The organism is Culturomica massiliensis (genome assembly GCF_900091655.1).
Classification (GTDB): Bacteria; Bacteroidota; Bacteroidia; order Bacteroidales; family Marinifilaceae; genus Culturomica; species Culturomica massiliensis.
Genome location: NZ_LT594621.1, coordinates 2,273,890 through 2,290,557, shown reverse-complemented (window position 1 = coordinate 2,290,557; position 16,668 = coordinate 2,273,890). Strand labels below are relative to the sequence as shown.

The window sequence follows — 16,668 nt, the reverse complement described above, 5'->3', positions numbered from 1 at the left end:
TAAAAGCAGAAAAGATGAAATTAGATAAATTTATAAACCGTCCGGTACTTTCGACAGTGATTTCCATACTGATCGTCATATTGGGTATATTGGGACTGATCTCCCTGCCTGTTTCCCAGTATCCGGACATTGCTCCTCCGACCATTCATGTGTCTACGTCATATACGGGAGCAAATGCCCAGACGGTACTGAATAGTGTGATTGCTCCGTTGGAGGAACAGATAAACGGAGTAGAGAACATGATGTATATGACTTCTACCGCAACCAACACGGGAGAGGCTGCTATCGATGTGTATTTTAAACAGGGTACGGATCCCGATATGGCAGCCGTCAATGTACAAAACCGGGTGGCTAAGGCTCAGGGATTTTTGCCGGTGGAGGTGACTAAGGTGGGAGTTATTACTTCCAAGCGGCAAACCAGTATGTTGATGGGATTCTCTTTTTACAGCTCGGACGATCAGTATGACATAAAGTTTTTGGAAAACTATGTCAATATCAATATTATCCCGGAAATTAAGCGTATACCCGGTGTCGGGGATGCTACGGTTTTGGGTACGGATTATTCCATGCGTATTTGGTTGAAACCGGATGTCATGGCACAATACAAGCTGATGCCTGAAGACGTGACACTGGCATTGGCGGAACAGAATATTGAAGCTGCCCCCGGACAATTCGGAGAGCGGGGGGATCAGTCGTTTCAATATGTGATGAAATACAAGGGGCGTTTGCAGACGACGGAAGAATTTGAGAATATGGTTATCCGTGCGACACCCGATGGAGAAATTCTGAGATTGAAGGATATTGCCAATATTGAGTTGGGGCGTTTGAGCTACGGTTATAGCAATGAGGTAAACGGACATCCCGGAGTGACGGCTATTATATATCAGACGGCAGGTTCTAATGCTACCGAAATCATTAACGATATCAGTACTTATCTGGATAAAATCGAAAAGGATTTGCCTTCAGGAGTGAAGGTGGCAACCTTGCTCAATGCCAATGACTTTTTGTTTGCATCTATACATGAAGTACTTAAAACGCTTATCGAAGCTTTTATTCTGGTGTTTTTGGTCGTATATGTTTTTTTACAGGATTTACGTTCGACCTTGATTCCGGCGATTGCCATTCCTGTGGCATTAATCGGTACTTTCTTTGTATTGTATCTGATCGGTTTTAGTGTGAATTTGTTGACACTGTGTGCTTTGGTGCTTGCCATTGCGATTGTGGTGGATGATGCGATTGTGGTGGTGGAAGGTGTACATGCCAAACTGGACCAGGGGTATAAGTCGGCTCGTTTGGCTTCAATCGACGCTATGAGTGAATTGGGGGGAGCTATCGTGTCCATTACTTTGGTGATGATGGCTGTATTTATACCGGTTAGTTTTATGACGGGTACTTCCGGTACTTTTTACCGGCAGTTCGGTTTGACCATGGCTATTTCGATCGGGTTATCCGCTGTAAATGCTTTGACATTGAGTCCTGCTCTTTGTGCGATCTTTTTGAAGCCTCATGATAAAAAGGCGGAAAAGACGAAGAAAATTTCTCTGGTAGAGCGTTTTCATATCGCCTTCAATACGGCATACGATACGATTTTGAAGAAGTATGAAAAGAGCGTATTGTTTTTTATCCGGCGCAGATTTTTATCTTTTATGATTGTCGTTGCGACGGTAGTTGTGCTGGTGTTGTTGATGAATGCCACGCCGACCGGGTTGGTGCCGAATGAGGATACCGGAACGATTTTTGCGGTAGTAGATATGGCTCCGGGAACATCGCAGGAACGGACCGAATACGTGATGAAGCAGGTAGATAGCCTGGTAGCGGCGGATCCTGCTGTGAAAAACCGTACCCAAATTACCGGTTACAGTTTTTTGGCCGGACAAGGGAACTCTTACGGTACGCTGATCGTGAAGTTGAAAAATTGGGATGAACGTACCAAGGGGCAGGATGTGAATTCAGTTATCGGAAAATTGTATATGCAGGCTAAGACGGCGATACGGGATGCCCGGGTATTGTTTTTTTCACCTCCGATGATTCCGGGATACAGTGTTACAAACGGTTTTGAGTTTAACTTGCAGGATAAGACCGGTGGGGATTTGAATGCTTTTTATGAGGTGGCGCAGGATTTCCTGAAGAAATTGCTGGAACGGCCGGAGATTGCCACGGCTCAAACTTCATTTAATCCGACGTTCCCTCAATATATGATCGATATCGATGCGGCTAAATGCAAACAGGCGGGAATCAGTCCGAACGATATTCTGACGACATTACAGGGATATTACGGCGGTATTTATGCGTCCAATTTTAACCGGTTCGGTAAACTTTACCGGGTAATGATCCAGGCGGATCCCCGTTATCGGATGAATCCGGAATCTTTGCAGAATGTAAAAGTCCGGAATGGGAATGAAATGGCGCCGATTACTCAGTTTATGACATTGAGAAAGGTGTATGGGCCGGATAATATCAAGCGTTTCAATATGTTTACCGCTATGAGTGTGAATGGGGCTCCGGCAGACGGGTATAGTTCCGGACAGGCGATTAAAGCTATTGAAGAGGTTGCCGCTCAGGCCTTACCTACCGGTTACGGATACGAGTTTTCCGGAATGACGCGGGAAGAGCAAGGGAGTAGCGGAGCGACTACCGCAATGATATTTGCCCTCTGTCTGGTGTTTGTGTATTTGCTGTTGAGTGCCCAATACGAAAGTTATATTTTGCCGTTGGTGGTTATTTTGTCCGTGCCTTCGGGATTGATGGGAAGTTTTATCTTTGCTCAGATGATGGGTGTTGAGAACAATATTTATATGCAGATTGCTTTAATCATGCTGATCGGTTTGCTGGCCAAGAATGCGATTTTGATTACAGAGTTCGCTTTGGATAGGCGTAAAACCGGGATGAGCATCCGGGATGCAGCCGTATCCGGGGCTTCAGCACGTCTTCGTCCGATTCTGATGACTTCTCTGGCGATGGTTATCGGCTTGATACCTTTGATGTTTGCACACGGAGTCGGAGCTAACGGTAACAGTACCTTGGGTACGGGAGCTATCGGAGGTATGCTGATCGGTATGATTTGTCAGATTTTTATCGTACCGGCTTTATTTGTGGCTTTCGAATATATCCAGGAAAAATTCAAGCCGATAGAGTGGCATGATCTGGATAATTCAGAGATCGAGTCTGAAATTGAACAATATACAAAATAAAGAGCCAGATGAAGAAGAATATTTTATTATATACCGTATGTGTTGCCGCTTTTTTGAGTAGTTGCAACATATATAAAGAGTATCATACGCCGGAGATGGATGCCCGGGGGTTATACCGGGATCCGGTATCTGTGAGTGATACCCTTGTAGCCGATACCGTCAATATGGCTGATTTGCCCTGGGAAGAGGTTTTTACGGATTCTCAATTGCAGTCTTTGATTCGTTTGGGATTGGAGAGAAATACGGATTTACAGACGGCTATGCTGCGTGTAAAAGAGGCTCAGGCCAGTTTGATGTCGTCGCGGCTGGCTTATCTGCCTTCATTGGGCTTATCGCCTCAGGGAGGAGTAAGTAGTTTTGATAAAGGAAAGGGAAATTGGACCTATTCTTTACCTGTTGTGGCCAGTTGGGAGATTGACCTTTTCGGTAAACTGCTCAACACAAAACGGGCGGCTAAAGCGGCATTGATGCAGAGTGAGGCTTATCAGCAGGCAGTACAGACCCAGGTTGTTGCTGCGATTGCCAATTATTATTATATGTTGCTGATGTTGGATAAGCAGCTTAAAGTGACGGAAGAAACCGCTTTGTTGTGGGAAAAGAATATAGAAACCATGAAAGCGATGAAAATCGGTGCGATGGTGAATGAAGCCGGAGTCGTGCAGAGCGAGGCCAATTATTATATGGTTGTAGCTTCTGTTTCCGATTTGAAAAATCAGATCCGGGAGACGGAAAATGCTTTGTGTATGTTGTTGAGACAAGCGCCGCGTAGAATTGAGCGGGGGAGATTGGAAGAACAACGTTTGCCGGAAGTACTGAATGTCGGTATTCCGGTGCAGTTGTTGTCCAATCGTCCGGATGTGAGAGCGGCTGAAATGGCTCTTGCCGGCACGTTTTACAATGCCAACCAGGCCCGTGCGGCTTTTTATCCTCAATTGACGATTTCTGCGTCAGGAGGATGGACCAATGATGCCGGCAGTACGATTATTAATCCCGCAAAGATGATTGCTTCTGCTGTCGGTTCACTTACTCAACCGTTGTTTAACAGAGGGGCTAACCTGGCCAGATTGCGTATTGCCAAGGCACAGCAGGAAGAAGCTTTGTTAAGTTTTGAACAATCCTTGCTCAATGCCGGCAGTGATGTCAGCGATGCTTTGAGCCAGTACCAGTCTGCTTCGGATAAATTGGTGCAACGTGCCAAGCAGATAAGTGCATTGGAAAAGTCTGTGGAATATACGCAGGAATTGTTGATGTTGGGCTCTTCTACGACTTATCTGGAAGTGCTGACGGCTCAACAGTCTTTACTGAGTGCCCAGTTATCGGGAATATCCGATGAGTTTCAGCGGATGCAGGCCGTCGTAAATCTTTACCATGCATTGGGAGGTGGAGTAAGGTGATTTGCGTTTTAATTTATGGTTCCGGATTTTGTTTGTGACAAAATATCCGGAACAATCAACCGAAAGATAAAGAATTAAAATTGAAAAACTATGATCAGTCCGTTAGCTTATATCGATCCGGAGGCGAAAATCGGCACGAATGTCACTGTTCACCCGTTTGCCTATATTGATAAAAATGTAGAGATTGGTGATAATTGTACGATAATGCCGTATGCCAGTATTTTAAGCGGTACCCGTATGGGTGCCGGTAACACGATCTATCAGGGGGCTATTATCGGTGCAACACCGCAGGATTTTAAATTCAAAGGAGAGGATACTCTGTTGAAGATCGGGAATCAGAATACGATCCGGGAAAAGGTTATTATTAACCGGGGAACAGCACAATCCGACAGTACGATTATCGGGGACGGTAATTTTTTGCTGGAGGGAGTGCATCTGGCTCATGATACGCATGTCGGCAATAATTGTGTATTCGGTAACGGTGCCAAAACAGCCGGAAATTGTATTGTAGACGATAGGGCCATTCTGGGCAGTGGGGTTATTCTGAAGCACGCCTGCCGTGTCGGCCGTTGGGCGCTGGTAAGAGACGGATGCCGTTCCAGTAAAGATATTCCTCCTTATATTGTGGCCGATCATAATCCGATAACGTATTATGGTATCAATGCTGTGATTTTGGCCAAGGAAGGGCACTTTCCGGAAGAGCTTATCGATAATATAGCAAAGGCTTACCGGCAGATATACCAATGTGGAACCAGTCTGGAGAATGCCATAAGGAGAATACGGGAATTGATACCTATTACTTCGGAATTGGAGTATATGCTTTCTTTTATAGAGCATTCCGGGAAAGGAATCATAGGTGTAAATATCTGATTTTTCGTATTCCGGGAATAATAAAGCCGTATCGGAAATAAACGATTTGATTTCCGGTACGGCTTATTTTTGTATTTCACCGCTATTTAATGCGGGTAGTTGAGTGTGAACGTTTTTGGTTGATCAGGATAAAACCACTGATGATCAATGCGAGTGCAATCGGATCGTGCCATGAGAATTTTTGCAGTCCCATTAAAATGGTAACGATAGCTCCCGTGACCGGTAGTAGATAGATGTAAGCGCTTTCTACAAACGGAGTAATATAGTTTAAGGCTTTTACCGATAAAAAATAAGCTACCATTGTGGTTATAACAAGGACGAAACAGAGTTCAAACCAGATTAGCCCGGAAGCTTCTCCGGAGAATATATGGGCATGGGCCAACTGACGATAGCCGAATGGAAGAGCAACGATAAAAGCAGACAGGCTCATCCATTTCATGACGGTGAAGGCATTGAATTTTTGGGTGTAAGGTTTTATAAGTATTAAAAAGAAAGAGTTGCAGATAGTTGCAGCCAATACCAGGGCGTCGCCTGTGAAAGAGTCTTTTACGTTTCCGCTGTGAGGCATAAGGGAGACGTACAGGGTGCCTGCAATCCCCAGCAGTATACCGATTGCCTTGTAACGGGTAAAATGGGCACCCAGAAAAACAACGGCTAAAGCCAGTACGATAATCGGTTGAGAAGTCCGGATGACGAAAGCATCTACAGGGCCTGTCAGTGCCAGACCTGTGATGTATAGCAATAAGTATCCCCCCAAACCTAAAATACCTCCCAGCAGCATCATACCGATATCTTTTCGTTTGGGTTTGTTGCCGGATTTTTCTTTTATAAAAAAACCGATGATCCAGAAACCGATCAAACTGACTGTGCAACGGGCTAAAACTAATCCTTGTGCTTCTATCCAGTCCGGCATGAGGACTTTCATAAAGTTGGTATTGAAGCTATAAATTAAAATTGTGGTCAACACCATTAAGTTTCCGGTCAATGCTCCTGATTTCATATTTTGTTTTTATGTGGAATAATACGTTAATTCTTTATATAGGGTTCCGCATATAATTTAAATTGCAACTAATTAGAAGGATAATGGGGGAACACAAAAGCAGGCGAGTCGCTTTCGTTTGTTTTAACTCGTTTGTTATTAGCAATAAAGTTGTTGTCAGACGAAATATTACCTATCTTTGCCGCATGTTAAACAATCTATTTCAATCGGATTTGGTGAGTTAAACAATCTGTATTTCCTGTACAGATTGTCTTTCGGTTTATTTTCGGGTAATTCTACCCGAGGATAGTTTCTGTTTATTATAAATTAGGTTTTTAATCCGCGTACAATGATGAAAGCATCGTTATGCTTTCCGTGTATGCAAAATATACGAAGACAATGGATAATGAGAATATCACAAACATTCACGAATTTGATTTTAATTTTATTTGTGACTTTTTTTTAAATACGGAGCGGCAGGGACCGGGTAGCCCCGAAGTAACCCTTAAAGCGTTGAGTTTTATAGATAACCTTACCGATAACTCCCATATCGCTGACATCGGTTGTGGAACGGGCGGTCAGACGATGGTATTGGCACAGCATGCACCGGGACATATTACAGGTATCGATTTTTTTCCGGGATTCATTGACCGGTTCAACCGTAACGCCGGGAAACTGAATCTTCAGGACAGAGTGAAAGGTGTTGTTGGTTCGATGGACAATCTGCCTTTCCGGGAGGAAGAATTAGACTTGATCTGGTCGGAAGGCGCTATTTATAATATCGGTTTTGAAAGGGGCCTGAACGAGTGGCGTAAATATCTGAAAACAGGAGGATATATTGCTGTTTCCGAGATCTCGTGGTTTACCGAACAACGTCCGGCAGAAATTCATAATTTCTGGATGGAACTTTATCCGGAGGTAGATACGATTCCCAATAAAGTGGCCCGGATACAGAAAGCGGGGTATATTCCCGTTGCTACCTTCATTCTGCCTGAAATTTGCTGGACTGAACATTATTATGCTCCGCTGGCTACGGTCCGGGAAAAGTTTCTGGTTGAATATGCAGGAAATAAAAATGCCGAAGAGTTTGTTGCGTCTTCGGATCATGAAGAGGAATTATACCACAGATACAAAGAATTCTACGGTTATGTATTTTATATCGCAAAAAAGATAGTGTAATGATTTGATGGCAGATTTATTTTATCTAAAATCGCAGATATACGATTGGAATATGCAGTTTGCCATACTTTCGTCGTTGGATTTGTAGAATTAATCTAGCTTATAAAAAGTTAAAGAGTGTTGACCTGGCCGCTGGTTTTATGTGTGTTAGGCGTATTTTCTTTATCTTTGTCCTTTGTTCTTATTTCAATTAAAGCAATTGAACGTGATTTAAAAAAAAATGAAGTTTAGCAGTCTATTCATATTTGTACTTTTCGCTGTAGCTTTCGTATCCGCTTCTTGTTCATCTCAGCGAATAACTGCTTGGCAACCTTCTCCGGTTAATCCTGAAATCAAGCCTTTTTCTACAGAAGAATTGGTCGTTGTACCTCAAGTTGTGATGGCTGATTACATATCTCAACCGGTAGAGTTTATTTCGATGGCGGTAAATATTTCGGCGGATTTTACTTTGGAAGAGAAATATCTGGTACGGGCTAAGACGGATAAGTTGTTTTATAAACGCGATGAATTATTTATCGATTTTGGACAAATTGCCGAGAACTCTTTTGTCTTTCCTTTGCCTGATGCGCGGGTTTTGTCTCCTTATGGAAAGCGGCACGGCAGAAATCATACGGGGTATGATTTGAAGACTTTTGCCAACGATACGATACGGGCGGCTTTTGATGGGATAGTCCGTATAGCGGGTAAGAGCCGTGGTTATGGAAATGTGGTGGTCATCCGACATTACAATGGGCTTGAGACCGTATACGGTCATAATTCCAGATTTTTGGTAAAAGCAGGGGATAGAGTAACCGCCGGTACTCCTATTTCTTTAGAAGGGCGGACCGGTCGTGCAACGACAGAGCATCTGCATTTCGAAACGCGGATAAACGGTCAACCTTTTGATCCGAGCCTAATTATTGATTTTACCACCCAAAAACTATATAATAAAAGTTTGGTATTTACTCCCGATAACAAGGGAAAAATCCGGATCGATCAGGTATAAATATAGCAAGTATGGAGAAACCGCCTGTTTTTTCAGGCGGTTTTGTTTTGTCTTTTTATGATAGATGATTCCGAAACGACCGAACTTGAATTCTGTTTAAAATGTGCTACCTTTGTTGCGTTTTATTTGAGATAGACAATGGAATGGTTAAGAGGACTTTTTGTTGAGCATTCGGTTATTCAGGCAGTTGTCGTGCTTTCTTTGATAACGGCTGTGGGCTTGGTTTTGGGGAAAGTGAAGATTCTGGGAATTTCATTGGGAGTTACTTTCGTTTTTTTCGTCGGAATATTGGGCGGACATTTCGGGCTTGCTATAGACCCGCAAATGTTGAATTATGCGGAAAGTTTCGGTTTGATTATTTTTGTCTATGCTTTAGGTTTACAGGTGGGGCCCGGTTTTTTCGGTTCTTTTCGTAAGGGAGGCATGACATTGAATATGCTGGCATTGGCTGTTGTTTTTCTGGGTACATTGATGACGATTGTTTTTCATTTTGTGTGCGGGGTATCTTTGGCGGATATGACCGGTATATTGAGTGGAGCAGTTACAAATACGCCGGCATTGGGTGCTGCGCAGCAAACTTTGAAGCAATTGTATATGGAGGATACGGATCCGGCTTTAGGTTGTGCTGTCGCTTATCCTTTGGGGGTTATCGGAGTCATTTTGGCTATCGTGGTGGTCCGGAAATTGTTTCCTTGCCGGAGTATGAATGCAGGTGAAAATGAGAACAAGGCGCATGCGCCTTTTATTGTCGGTTTTCAGGTATGTAATCCGGGTATTTTCGGAAAAACAGTTAAAGAGACTGCACTTTTGGCTTATCATAAATTTGTTATTTCCAGGTTGTGGCGTGATGGGAAGGTAACGATACCGACCTCCGATACCGTATTGCGGGAAGGAGACCGTTTGCTGGTTATTACTTCGGAGGCAGATGTCAATAAGCTGACCATGTTGTTCGGCGAGCAGGAACATGCCGATTGGAATAAGGACGATATCGACTGGAATGCAATTGATAGCCAACTGATATCTCAACGTATTTTGGTCACCCGCTCTGAAATCAACGGAAAAAGATTGGGATCGCTTCGGTTACGGAATCATTTCGGAATAAATATTACCCGTATATACCGGGCAGGAGTCGAATTGCTGGCGACTCCGGAACTGGTGTTGCAATTGGGGGATAAATTGACGGTTGTCGGAGAAGCGAATGCTATTTTAAATGTAGAGAAGGTGCTTGGCAATAAGGTACTTAGCCTGAAAGAGCCGAATTTGGTTGCTGTGTTTATCGGTATTGTTTTAGGATTGTTTTTGGGTACCGTACCTTTTATCATACCGGGAATCAGTTACCCTGTAAAATTGGGAATAGCCGGCGGTCCTATTATTGTCGGGATACTGATGGGTGCGTTCGGTCCCCGTTTGCACATGATTACTTATACTACCAGAAGTGCAAATTTAATGTTGCGGGGATTGGGCTTGTCGATGTATCTGGCTTGTCTGGGGCTGGATGCCGGTACTCATTTCTTTGAAACGGTTTTCCGGGCAGAGGGGCTTCTGTGGCTGGGTCTCGGGTTTGCTATTACTTTTGTGCCTGTTGTGGTCGTGGCGGCTCTGGCTTTAAAATTTATGAAAATTGATTTCGGTTCTGTTGCCGGAATGTTATGTGGCAGCATGTCTAATCCGATGGCTTTGAATTATGCGAATGCTGTAACTCCCGGAGATAATCCATCTGTGGCTTATGCAACGGTATATCCTTTAATTATGTTTATCCGTGTCATTATAGCTCAATTGATTTTGATGTTATTTCTTTAGTTTACTCATATTCTGTATTTGATCTTTTGCATTTTCGGAAAAAAAAATCATCTTTGTATTTAATCAATAGGTGTACAGTTGAGGAAGATTGTCCGAAATATAAATGATGAAGAATTACTGGCAGCTTACCGGGAGAGCGGTAAGCCGGAGCAATTTGCCATACTTTATGAGCGGTATATGCCCTTGGTGTACGGTGTAGCCTTGAAATATCTTAAAAATAGTGCGGATGCACAGGATGTTGTCATGCAGATTTTTGAAGAGCTGTTGGAAAAGGTTTTACACAGTGAGATCCGTTTTTTTAAAGCCTGGCTATACACTTGTGTCCGGAATTGTTGCTTACAGGAACTTCGTCGGCGTGCGCGGGATTTGTCTGTGAATTTAGATGAAAATTTTATGGAATTCTGCGATGAATTTAATCTGGATGATATAAAGGCACAGGATCATAATGAAAAAGTTTTACGAAAATGTATAGAAGTCCTGCCTGAAAAACAGCGGATCAGTATTTATCGCTTTTTTATGGAGGATCGTTCTTACAAAGAAATAGAAGAGGCGACCGGTTTTTCGTTGAAGTTGGTGAAGAGTTTGATTCAGAATGGGAAACGTAACCTGAAATTGTGCCTGGAAAAGAAAGGTATCGTATAATTCTTTCGTTTACAGGCGTTCATGTTAATAAAATCTGAGGCAAAAATAGTATAATTGTTAATCAATGGAGTTTACGGATAGATTGATGGAATATCTTCGGGGGGACCGGAGGGGGAAAAAAGCCAACCGCCTGGAACGGGAGGCTTTGTCTGATCCGTTTATGTTTGAAGCCTTGGAAGGATTGACCGCCGTCGACGATTCGGCAAAGGGGTTGGATAATTTGACTGTACGTTTGCATAAACGTGTGAACGGAGGTTGGCATATGGCTTGGAAAGCATGGGCTATTGCCGCTGCTGTATGTGTAATAGGAGGTATGATTTGGTGGGTTATACCGCATCAGGAGATACAACCTCAATTGGCCCGTTCTGTAGCTTTCATGCATGAAGAAGAGAGCCGGGACAGTACCCATGCGGCAGTAGTAAGTTATAACGCACTGGAAAGTAGAAGCGTGGCAGATCGTGCCGAAGCATTAACAGATTCTTCCGAAACGGAAGCGGAGAAAGAGACGATGACTTTAGTGCCGGCTCTGAAAAAAGCAAAGGTCCTTGCCGATACTTCTGAAGATAGTGATATGCTTGTAAAGATAGAGAATAGTGTTGAGGGCGGACCGATGCCGGTGGGAGGGATTGAAGTTCTTAACCGTTTTGTGCGGAACTCTTTGGTCTATCCGGAGGATGCACTGAAGGCTGGTTTGCAAGGTGATATCCGTCTTTCGTTTATTGTTAATCAGAACGGCCGGCCTTCCCGGATCCGGGTAATAGAATGGATTACCCATTCCTGCAACAGAGAAGCGATTCGTTTATTGGACGAAGGTCCCGTATGGACGTATACGGGCTCTGAGGAATTGACCTACGTTACGATTTCTTTCCGTTTACCTGAAAAGGAAAAAACGAACTAATATGAAGTGATTTTAAATTGTAGATTTTGGATTACAAAAATCTGATAACGAATTTGTATACCATCAATCTACAATCTACAATTTATAATCTAAGTTTAGTGGAATCTGCAACAGGTAAATGTCCTGTTTTTGAGTATTGGATAAAAAACTTTATTTTTGTGACCTCATTCGGAAAAACGGAAAGTCCTGTTTTTCCCGTGTGCTTGATAAACCACGTAAAAAACAAGAAAATGCAAAAGACAGTAACGGTTCCTTTTATGTTTTTGGGGGTACTTTTCAACGTTTGTTTGATTGCCTCTAATTTGTTGGAGACTAAAGTAGTGCAGATTGGCGGTATTACAGCTACAGCAGGTCTCATTGTTTTTCCCATATCTTATATTATTAATGATTGTATTGCTGAAGTATGGGGCTTTAAAAAAGCCCGTTTGATTATTTGGTGCGGGTTTGCGATGAATTTTATGGTCGTCGGGTTTGCTCAGCTGGCTGTGGCTTTACCGGCTGCACCATTCTGGGAGGGTGAATCCGGATTCAATTTTGTTTTTGGGATGACACCTCGTATTGTGGTGGCCAGCCTTTGCGCTTTTTTAGCCGGTTCGTTTTTGAATGCTTATGTGATGAGCCGGATGAAGATTGCTTCAGGGGGACGCCATTTTTCTCTCCGGGCTGTTGTCTCTACTTTATTCGGGGAGAGTGCGGACTCTTTGATTTTTTTCCCCATAGCTTTCGGAGGACTCATTCCATTCCGGGAATTGATGATTATGATTGTGACTCAGGCGGTTCTTAAATCGCTTTATGAGGTTTTGGTATTACCGATAACGATACGGGTGGTCCGTTATATCAAAAAGGTAGAAAAAACCGATGTGTATGATTATGATATTTCATATAATATATTGAAAGTTAAAGATTTATGGTAAACAAAGAATACGCTCATATTTTATTGGATTTAGACGGTACGATTATTGATTCGGGGGTCGGAGTGACAAAATCCGTACAATATGCATTGGCCTGTTGCGGCATTAAAGAGACGGACCGGGCCCGTTTGAATCGGTTTGTAGGTCCGCCGTTAAAAGATTCTTTTATGGATTTTTATGGGCTTACCGAAGAGCAGGCAGAGGTGGCCATTGAAAAATACAGGGAGAGATATGTCGCAAAAGGAATCAATGAAAATCGGGTTTATAACGGGATTCCTGAAGTACTGAAAGCATGGCATGAGGCTGGAAAGAAATTATATCTTTGTACTTCTAAGCCCGAAATTTTTGCTGAAAAAATTTTAGAAGACCTCGGTTTGACTCGTTATTTTGATTTTATAGGCGGGGCCAGTTTGGATGGGGTGCGTAACCGGAAGGAAGAGGTTATGACTTATGTTTTGAATCGGGCCGGCATAACAGACCGGAGGAGTTGTGTTATGATCGGTGACCGGAAGTTTGATATTTTAGCGGCCGGGGAAATGGGTATAGATTCGGTAGGAGTTTTATACGGTTACGGTTGCCGGGAGGAATTTGAAACAGCAGGGGCTACTTTTATCGTAGAAACAGCAGCGGAATTAACGGAACGAATTTGAATCGATGACAATGAAGCTTACATATCGGATTATCGGAGGAATAACCTGTATTCTATTACTTATTATAAATAGCGGACAAAAAAGTGCGGCTCAACAAATGTCGCCTGTTATGAATTGGGAAGATGCAAATATGTTGGCTGTCAGAGAGAATAAATTGGTGTTGGTTGCGGCCGGAGTACAGCCCGACAAAAAATTATTTTCCAATCCGGACATAAAGCATTTTCTGGGACGGACTTCGGTTGCTATATATATGGATATGCAGAGTGAAGCCGGTAAACGTTTTGAACCGAAATTATTACTGACCCCTTTTCCTGTCTATGCTTTTTTTATGCCGTTCGGGGATTTGCTGATAACAGCCGATGCCCGGGAAGTTGCGCGTAATCCGCAAGTATTGGCCGATGCCGCTAAACAGGCCCAGGAAATAGCCCGGATCAAACAAAATAACAGTCGTTCCATACAATTTGTGAAATCTCTTTCAGATGAACAATTCCGGGCTGCTCAGGAAGAGAGTAAGACGATTTTTATGTATTTCCGCCGTTCCGATTGCCGGAAATGCCTGTGGATGGAGAAAAACGTATTTAATCTGGATAAGGTTGCCGATTTCTATAACCGGTATTTTATTCCCTGTGAGATCGATGATACAACGGGGGGCTGGGCAGAACAGTATGGGATAAAGAATTTTCCGGCTTATCTGTTTGTCAATCCGGAAAAAAAAGTGATTTATAAGACAGAAGGGGAGTGGTCTGCCGACCGTTTTCTTGAGGAAGGAGAAAAAGCGTTGGAAAAAGCAAAAGGGATTACTTTTATAAATATTCCCTGGCCGGAAGTATTGGAAAAAGCCCGTTTGGAAGGGAAGTTGATTTTTGTCGACGTATACGGTCAGTTGGGGAAAGAAAGGCGTGCATTGGGAAATACCGTGTACCGGGACCCCGGAGTTGCTGACTTTTTTAACCGCCATTTTGTAAATGTGGATTATGATCTGACTAAAACAGATGAAAAATCTTTCTCCTCCGATTTTTCTTTTGCAATGTATTTTTTGGATAATGCCGGAAATATGCTTCATCAGGTGGTGGAATTGCCGGATACGACGGGCTTGGTAGAGGAAGCCCGGCGAGCTATGGAAGGCAGGGGATTAACGGCTGTAGCTGCCAAATACCGGGATGGATATCGTGATAAGGAGTTTATAGAAACATATATTCAGTTATTGGCACGGGCCGGGAAGCCGGATGAGGCTGCACGTATCACAAAAGATTATCTGGAAGAATTTTCGTGGGAGAAATTAAAGGAAATGAAGTATTGGAAACTGTTCCGGGCTCATTTTAAAGCTGCCGACTCCGGTTTGTTTGCTGATTTTTATATCCACCGGACGGAGTTTTATCCGTTATTCGGTGAAAAAGAGGTTGATGATAAAGTTCGTGAAGTCTGGGAAGCCGGGGCGGAGAGCTATATCCGGGAGCAAGAGGGAAAATTTGTATTCGATGAAAAGGGTTTTAAAGAATACGGAAAGCGATTGAAAAAGGAAAAAGTGGAGAACCGGAATTATATTTTGCGCAAAGCCCGGATGAATGCGGCGGAAAAAGTGGGAGATTGGCGGGTGTTTTCCGAACTGGCGGAAGAAAGATGGAATGAAGAACGGATACCGGAGACCGAGTTATATGCCTGGGGGGTAAAGATCAATGAGCATTGTCAGGATAAATCCATTCGGTATAAAGCAGCCCGTTGGTTTGCCATTGCCGCTTACCAGATCGAAGAAAAAGAAAAACGGGAAGGCAAAATCAGAATTTCTTCCTATAAAGGTTTTTTTGAGAAGCTTGTAAATGATTTGTTGAAAGAATAGGATGGACTTGTGATTTACTGTTGTCTGTTCAATATCCGGATATATCTTGAGATTTAAATAAAAAAGCTGCCTTCGTTTGAAGACAGCTTTAAGGGTCTGTTTACTGAAACTTTTATTTGATTACATTCAGTTTTTTACCGATTTTAATGAAAGCTGCGATAGCACGATCCAATTGTTCGCGGGTATGAGCAGCAGATAGTTGGATACGGATACGAGCCTGGCCTTTCGGTACTACCGGATAATAGAAACCGGTTACGTAGATGTGTTCCTTTTGTAATTCGGCAGCAAATTCCTGAGACAATACGGCGTCGTATAACATCAGGGCACAGATGGCTGATTCTGACGGTTTCAGGTCGAAGCCGGCTTCCGTTAATTTGGCACGGAAGTATTCTGCATTTGACATCACACGGTCTCTCAATTCCGTGCTGGCACTCAACATATCGAAAACAGCGATAGAAGCTCCGCAGATAGCCGGAGACAATGAGTTGGAGAACAGATAAGGTCTGGAACGTTGACGTAACATTTCAATGACTTCTTTTTTACCTGTCGTATAGCCACCCATAGCGCCGCCTAATGCTTTACCGAGTGTTCCGGTCAGGATGTCTATACGGTCCATTACATTGTGATATTCTCCGGTTCCCCGTCCGGTTTTGCCGATAAATCCGGAAGCATGGCTGTCGTCAACCATAACCAGAGCATCGTATTTTTCTGCCAGGTCACAGATTTCATTTAGTTTGGCAATATCTCCATCCATAGAAAATACACCGTCAGTAACAATGATCCGGAAACGTTGTGCCTGGGCTAATTTCAATTGTTCTTCCAAATCTTCCATATTGGCATGTTTGTAACGGTAGCGAACCGCTTTACACAAACGTACGCCGTCGATGATGGAAGCGTGATTCAGTTCATCGGAAATAATTGCATCTTCCTGACCGAACAATGGTTCGAATACACCGCCGTTTGCATCGAAACAGGCTGCGTACAAGATCGTATCTTCTGTGTGGAAGAATTTAGATATTTTGGCTTCAAGTTCTTTGTGGATGTCCTGCGTACCGCAAATGAAACGTACTGATGACATTCCATAACCACGGCTGTCTAAGCCCTTTTTGGCTCCTTCAATTACTCGTGGATCGGAAGAGAGGCCCAGGTAATTGTTTGCACAAAAGTTCAATACAGTTTCACCTGTGGTTAATTTGATCTCAGCCCCTTGTGGTGTTGCGATCAGTCTTTCGGTTTTATACAAACCTGCATCCTTGATGGACTGGATTTCAGCCTTCAGGAAATCTTGAAATTTTCCGTACATATCAGTAAAATTTATGTTTTATTGAGACA

General features: G+C 43.2%; 13 protein-coding genes. 11 read left to right on the top strand and 2 right to left on the bottom strand.

Annotated elements, in window-relative coordinates; genetic code table 11:
• Positions 1-14: 14 nt before the first annotated feature.
• From BN8908_RS11070 to lpxA, 3 genes are all read left to right on the top strand, one after another.
• Positions 15-3,191, top strand: a complete 3,177-nt coding sequence (locus BN8908_RS11070) for an efflux RND transporter permease subunit (RefSeq protein WP_021988230.1) — start codon at positions 15-17, stop codon at positions 3,189-3,191.
• A gap of 8 nt (positions 3,192-3,199) precedes the next feature.
• Positions 3,200-4,585, top strand: a complete 1,386-nt coding sequence (locus BN8908_RS11065; RefSeq protein ID WP_068690624.1) for an efflux transporter outer membrane subunit — start codon at positions 3,200-3,202, stop codon at positions 4,583-4,585.
• A 90-nt stretch (positions 4,586-4,675) separates the two neighbouring features.
• On the top strand, positions 4,676-5,455 hold the full coding sequence (lpxA, locus tag BN8908_RS11060) for an acyl-ACP--UDP-N-acetylglucosamine O-acyltransferase (protein WP_021988232.1): 780 nt from the start codon (positions 4,676-4,678) through the stop codon (positions 5,453-5,455).
• Between the two features lie 82 nt (positions 5,456-5,537).
• Here the strand turns inward: lpxA and BN8908_RS11055 are convergent, their stop codons facing one another.
• Positions 5,538-6,425: a DMT family transporter gene (locus BN8908_RS11055; RefSeq protein ID WP_262361137.1), complete on the bottom strand. Its 888-nt coding sequence runs from the start codon at positions 6,423-6,425 to the stop codon at positions 5,538-5,540.
• Between the two features lie 375 nt (positions 6,426-6,800).
• On the opposite strand from BN8908_RS11055, the gene BN8908_RS11050 reads away from it, so the two are divergent.
• From BN8908_RS11050 to BN8908_RS11015, 8 genes are all read left to right on the top strand, one after another.
• Complete coding sequence (locus BN8908_RS11050) at positions 6,801-7,613, top strand: class I SAM-dependent methyltransferase (RefSeq protein WP_068690622.1); 813 nt, start codon at positions 6,801-6,803, stop codon at positions 7,611-7,613.
• 220 nt (positions 7,614-7,833) lie between these two features.
• Positions 7,834-8,598 carry a M23 family metallopeptidase gene (locus BN8908_RS11045; RefSeq protein ID WP_227461769.1) on the top strand — a complete coding sequence of 255 codons (765 nt, stop codon included), beginning with the start codon at positions 7,834-7,836 and terminating at the stop codon, positions 8,596-8,598.
• A 138-nt stretch (positions 8,599-8,736) separates the two neighbouring features.
• Complete coding sequence (locus BN8908_RS11040) at positions 8,737-10,398, top strand: putative transporter (protein ID WP_068690620.1); 1,662 nt, start codon at positions 8,737-8,739, stop codon at positions 10,396-10,398.
• A gap of 78 nt (positions 10,399-10,476) precedes the next feature.
• Positions 10,477-11,040, top strand: coding sequence for an RNA polymerase sigma factor (locus BN8908_RS11035; RefSeq protein WP_068690618.1), 564 nt, complete (start codon positions 10,477-10,479; stop codon positions 11,038-11,040).
• Positions 11,041-11,104: 64 nt separating this feature from the next.
• Positions 11,105-11,938: an energy transducer TonB gene (locus BN8908_RS11030; protein ID WP_068690616.1), complete on the top strand. Its 834-nt coding sequence runs from the start codon at positions 11,105-11,107 to the stop codon at positions 11,936-11,938.
• A gap of 230 nt (positions 11,939-12,168) precedes the next feature.
• Positions 12,169-12,852 (top strand): queuosine precursor transporter, encoded by a 684-nt coding sequence (locus tag BN8908_RS11025; RefSeq protein ID WP_068692236.1) that lies wholly within the window; start codon positions 12,169-12,171, stop codon positions 12,850-12,852.
• Positions 12,846-13,499 carry an HAD family hydrolase gene (locus BN8908_RS11020; RefSeq protein WP_068690607.1) on the top strand — a complete coding sequence of 218 codons (654 nt, stop codon included), beginning with the start codon at positions 12,846-12,848 and terminating at the stop codon, positions 13,497-13,499. The genes BN8908_RS11025 and BN8908_RS11020 overlap by 7 nt, the downstream gene beginning before the upstream one ends.
• Positions 13,500-13,509: 10 nt before the next feature.
• Positions 13,510-15,336, top strand: a complete 1,827-nt coding sequence (locus BN8908_RS11015) for a DUF255 domain-containing protein (RefSeq protein WP_161945867.1) — start codon at positions 13,510-13,512, stop codon at positions 15,334-15,336.
• Between the two features lie 112 nt (positions 15,337-15,448).
• Here the strand turns inward: BN8908_RS11015 and kbl are convergent, their stop codons facing one another.
• The gene (kbl, locus tag BN8908_RS11010) at positions 15,449-16,639 is read right to left on the bottom strand and encodes a glycine C-acetyltransferase (protein WP_068690602.1); all 1,191 of its coding nucleotides are present in this window, start codon (positions 16,637-16,639) and stop codon (positions 15,449-15,451) included.
• Positions 16,640-16,668 lie beyond the last annotated feature (29 nt).

Excerpts from the sequence above, each read along its gene's own strand:
- BN8908_RS11070 (WP_021988230.1), top strand. The coding sequence starts at position 15 with ATGAAATTAGATAAATTTATAAACCGTCCGGTACTTTCGACAGTGATT.
- BN8908_RS11065 (WP_068690624.1), top strand. The coding sequence starts at position 3,200 with ATGAAGAAGAATATTTTATTATATACCGTATGTGTTGCCGCTTTTTTG.
- lpxA (WP_021988232.1), top strand. The coding sequence starts at position 4,676 with ATGATCAGTCCGTTAGCTTATATCGATCCGGAGGCGAAAATCGGCACG.
- BN8908_RS11055 (WP_262361137.1), bottom strand. The coding sequence starts at position 6,425 with ATGGTGTTGACCACAATTTTAATTTATAGCTTCAATACCAACTTTATG.
- BN8908_RS11050 (WP_068690622.1), top strand. The coding sequence starts at position 6,801 with ATGCTTTCCGTGTATGCAAAATATACGAAGACAATGGATAATGAGAAT.
- BN8908_RS11045 (WP_227461769.1), top strand. The coding sequence starts at position 7,834 with ATGAAGTTTAGCAGTCTATTCATATTTGTACTTTTCGCTGTAGCTTTC.
- BN8908_RS11040 (WP_068690620.1), top strand. The coding sequence starts at position 8,737 with ATGGAATGGTTAAGAGGACTTTTTGTTGAGCATTCGGTTATTCAGGCA.
- BN8908_RS11030 (WP_068690616.1), top strand. The coding sequence starts at position 11,105 with ATGGAGTTTACGGATAGATTGATGGAATATCTTCGGGGGGACCGGAGG.
- BN8908_RS11025 (WP_068692236.1), top strand. The coding sequence starts at position 12,169 with ATGCAAAAGACAGTAACGGTTCCTTTTATGTTTTTGGGGGTACTTTTC.
- BN8908_RS11020 (WP_068690607.1), top strand. The coding sequence starts at position 12,846 with ATGGTAAACAAAGAATACGCTCATATTTTATTGGATTTAGACGGTACG.
- BN8908_RS11015 (WP_161945867.1), top strand. The coding sequence starts at position 13,510 with ATGAAGCTTACATATCGGATTATCGGAGGAATAACCTGTATTCTATTA.
- kbl (WP_068690602.1), bottom strand. The coding sequence starts at position 16,639 with ATGTACGGAAAATTTCAAGATTTCCTGAAGGCTGAAATCCAGTCCATC.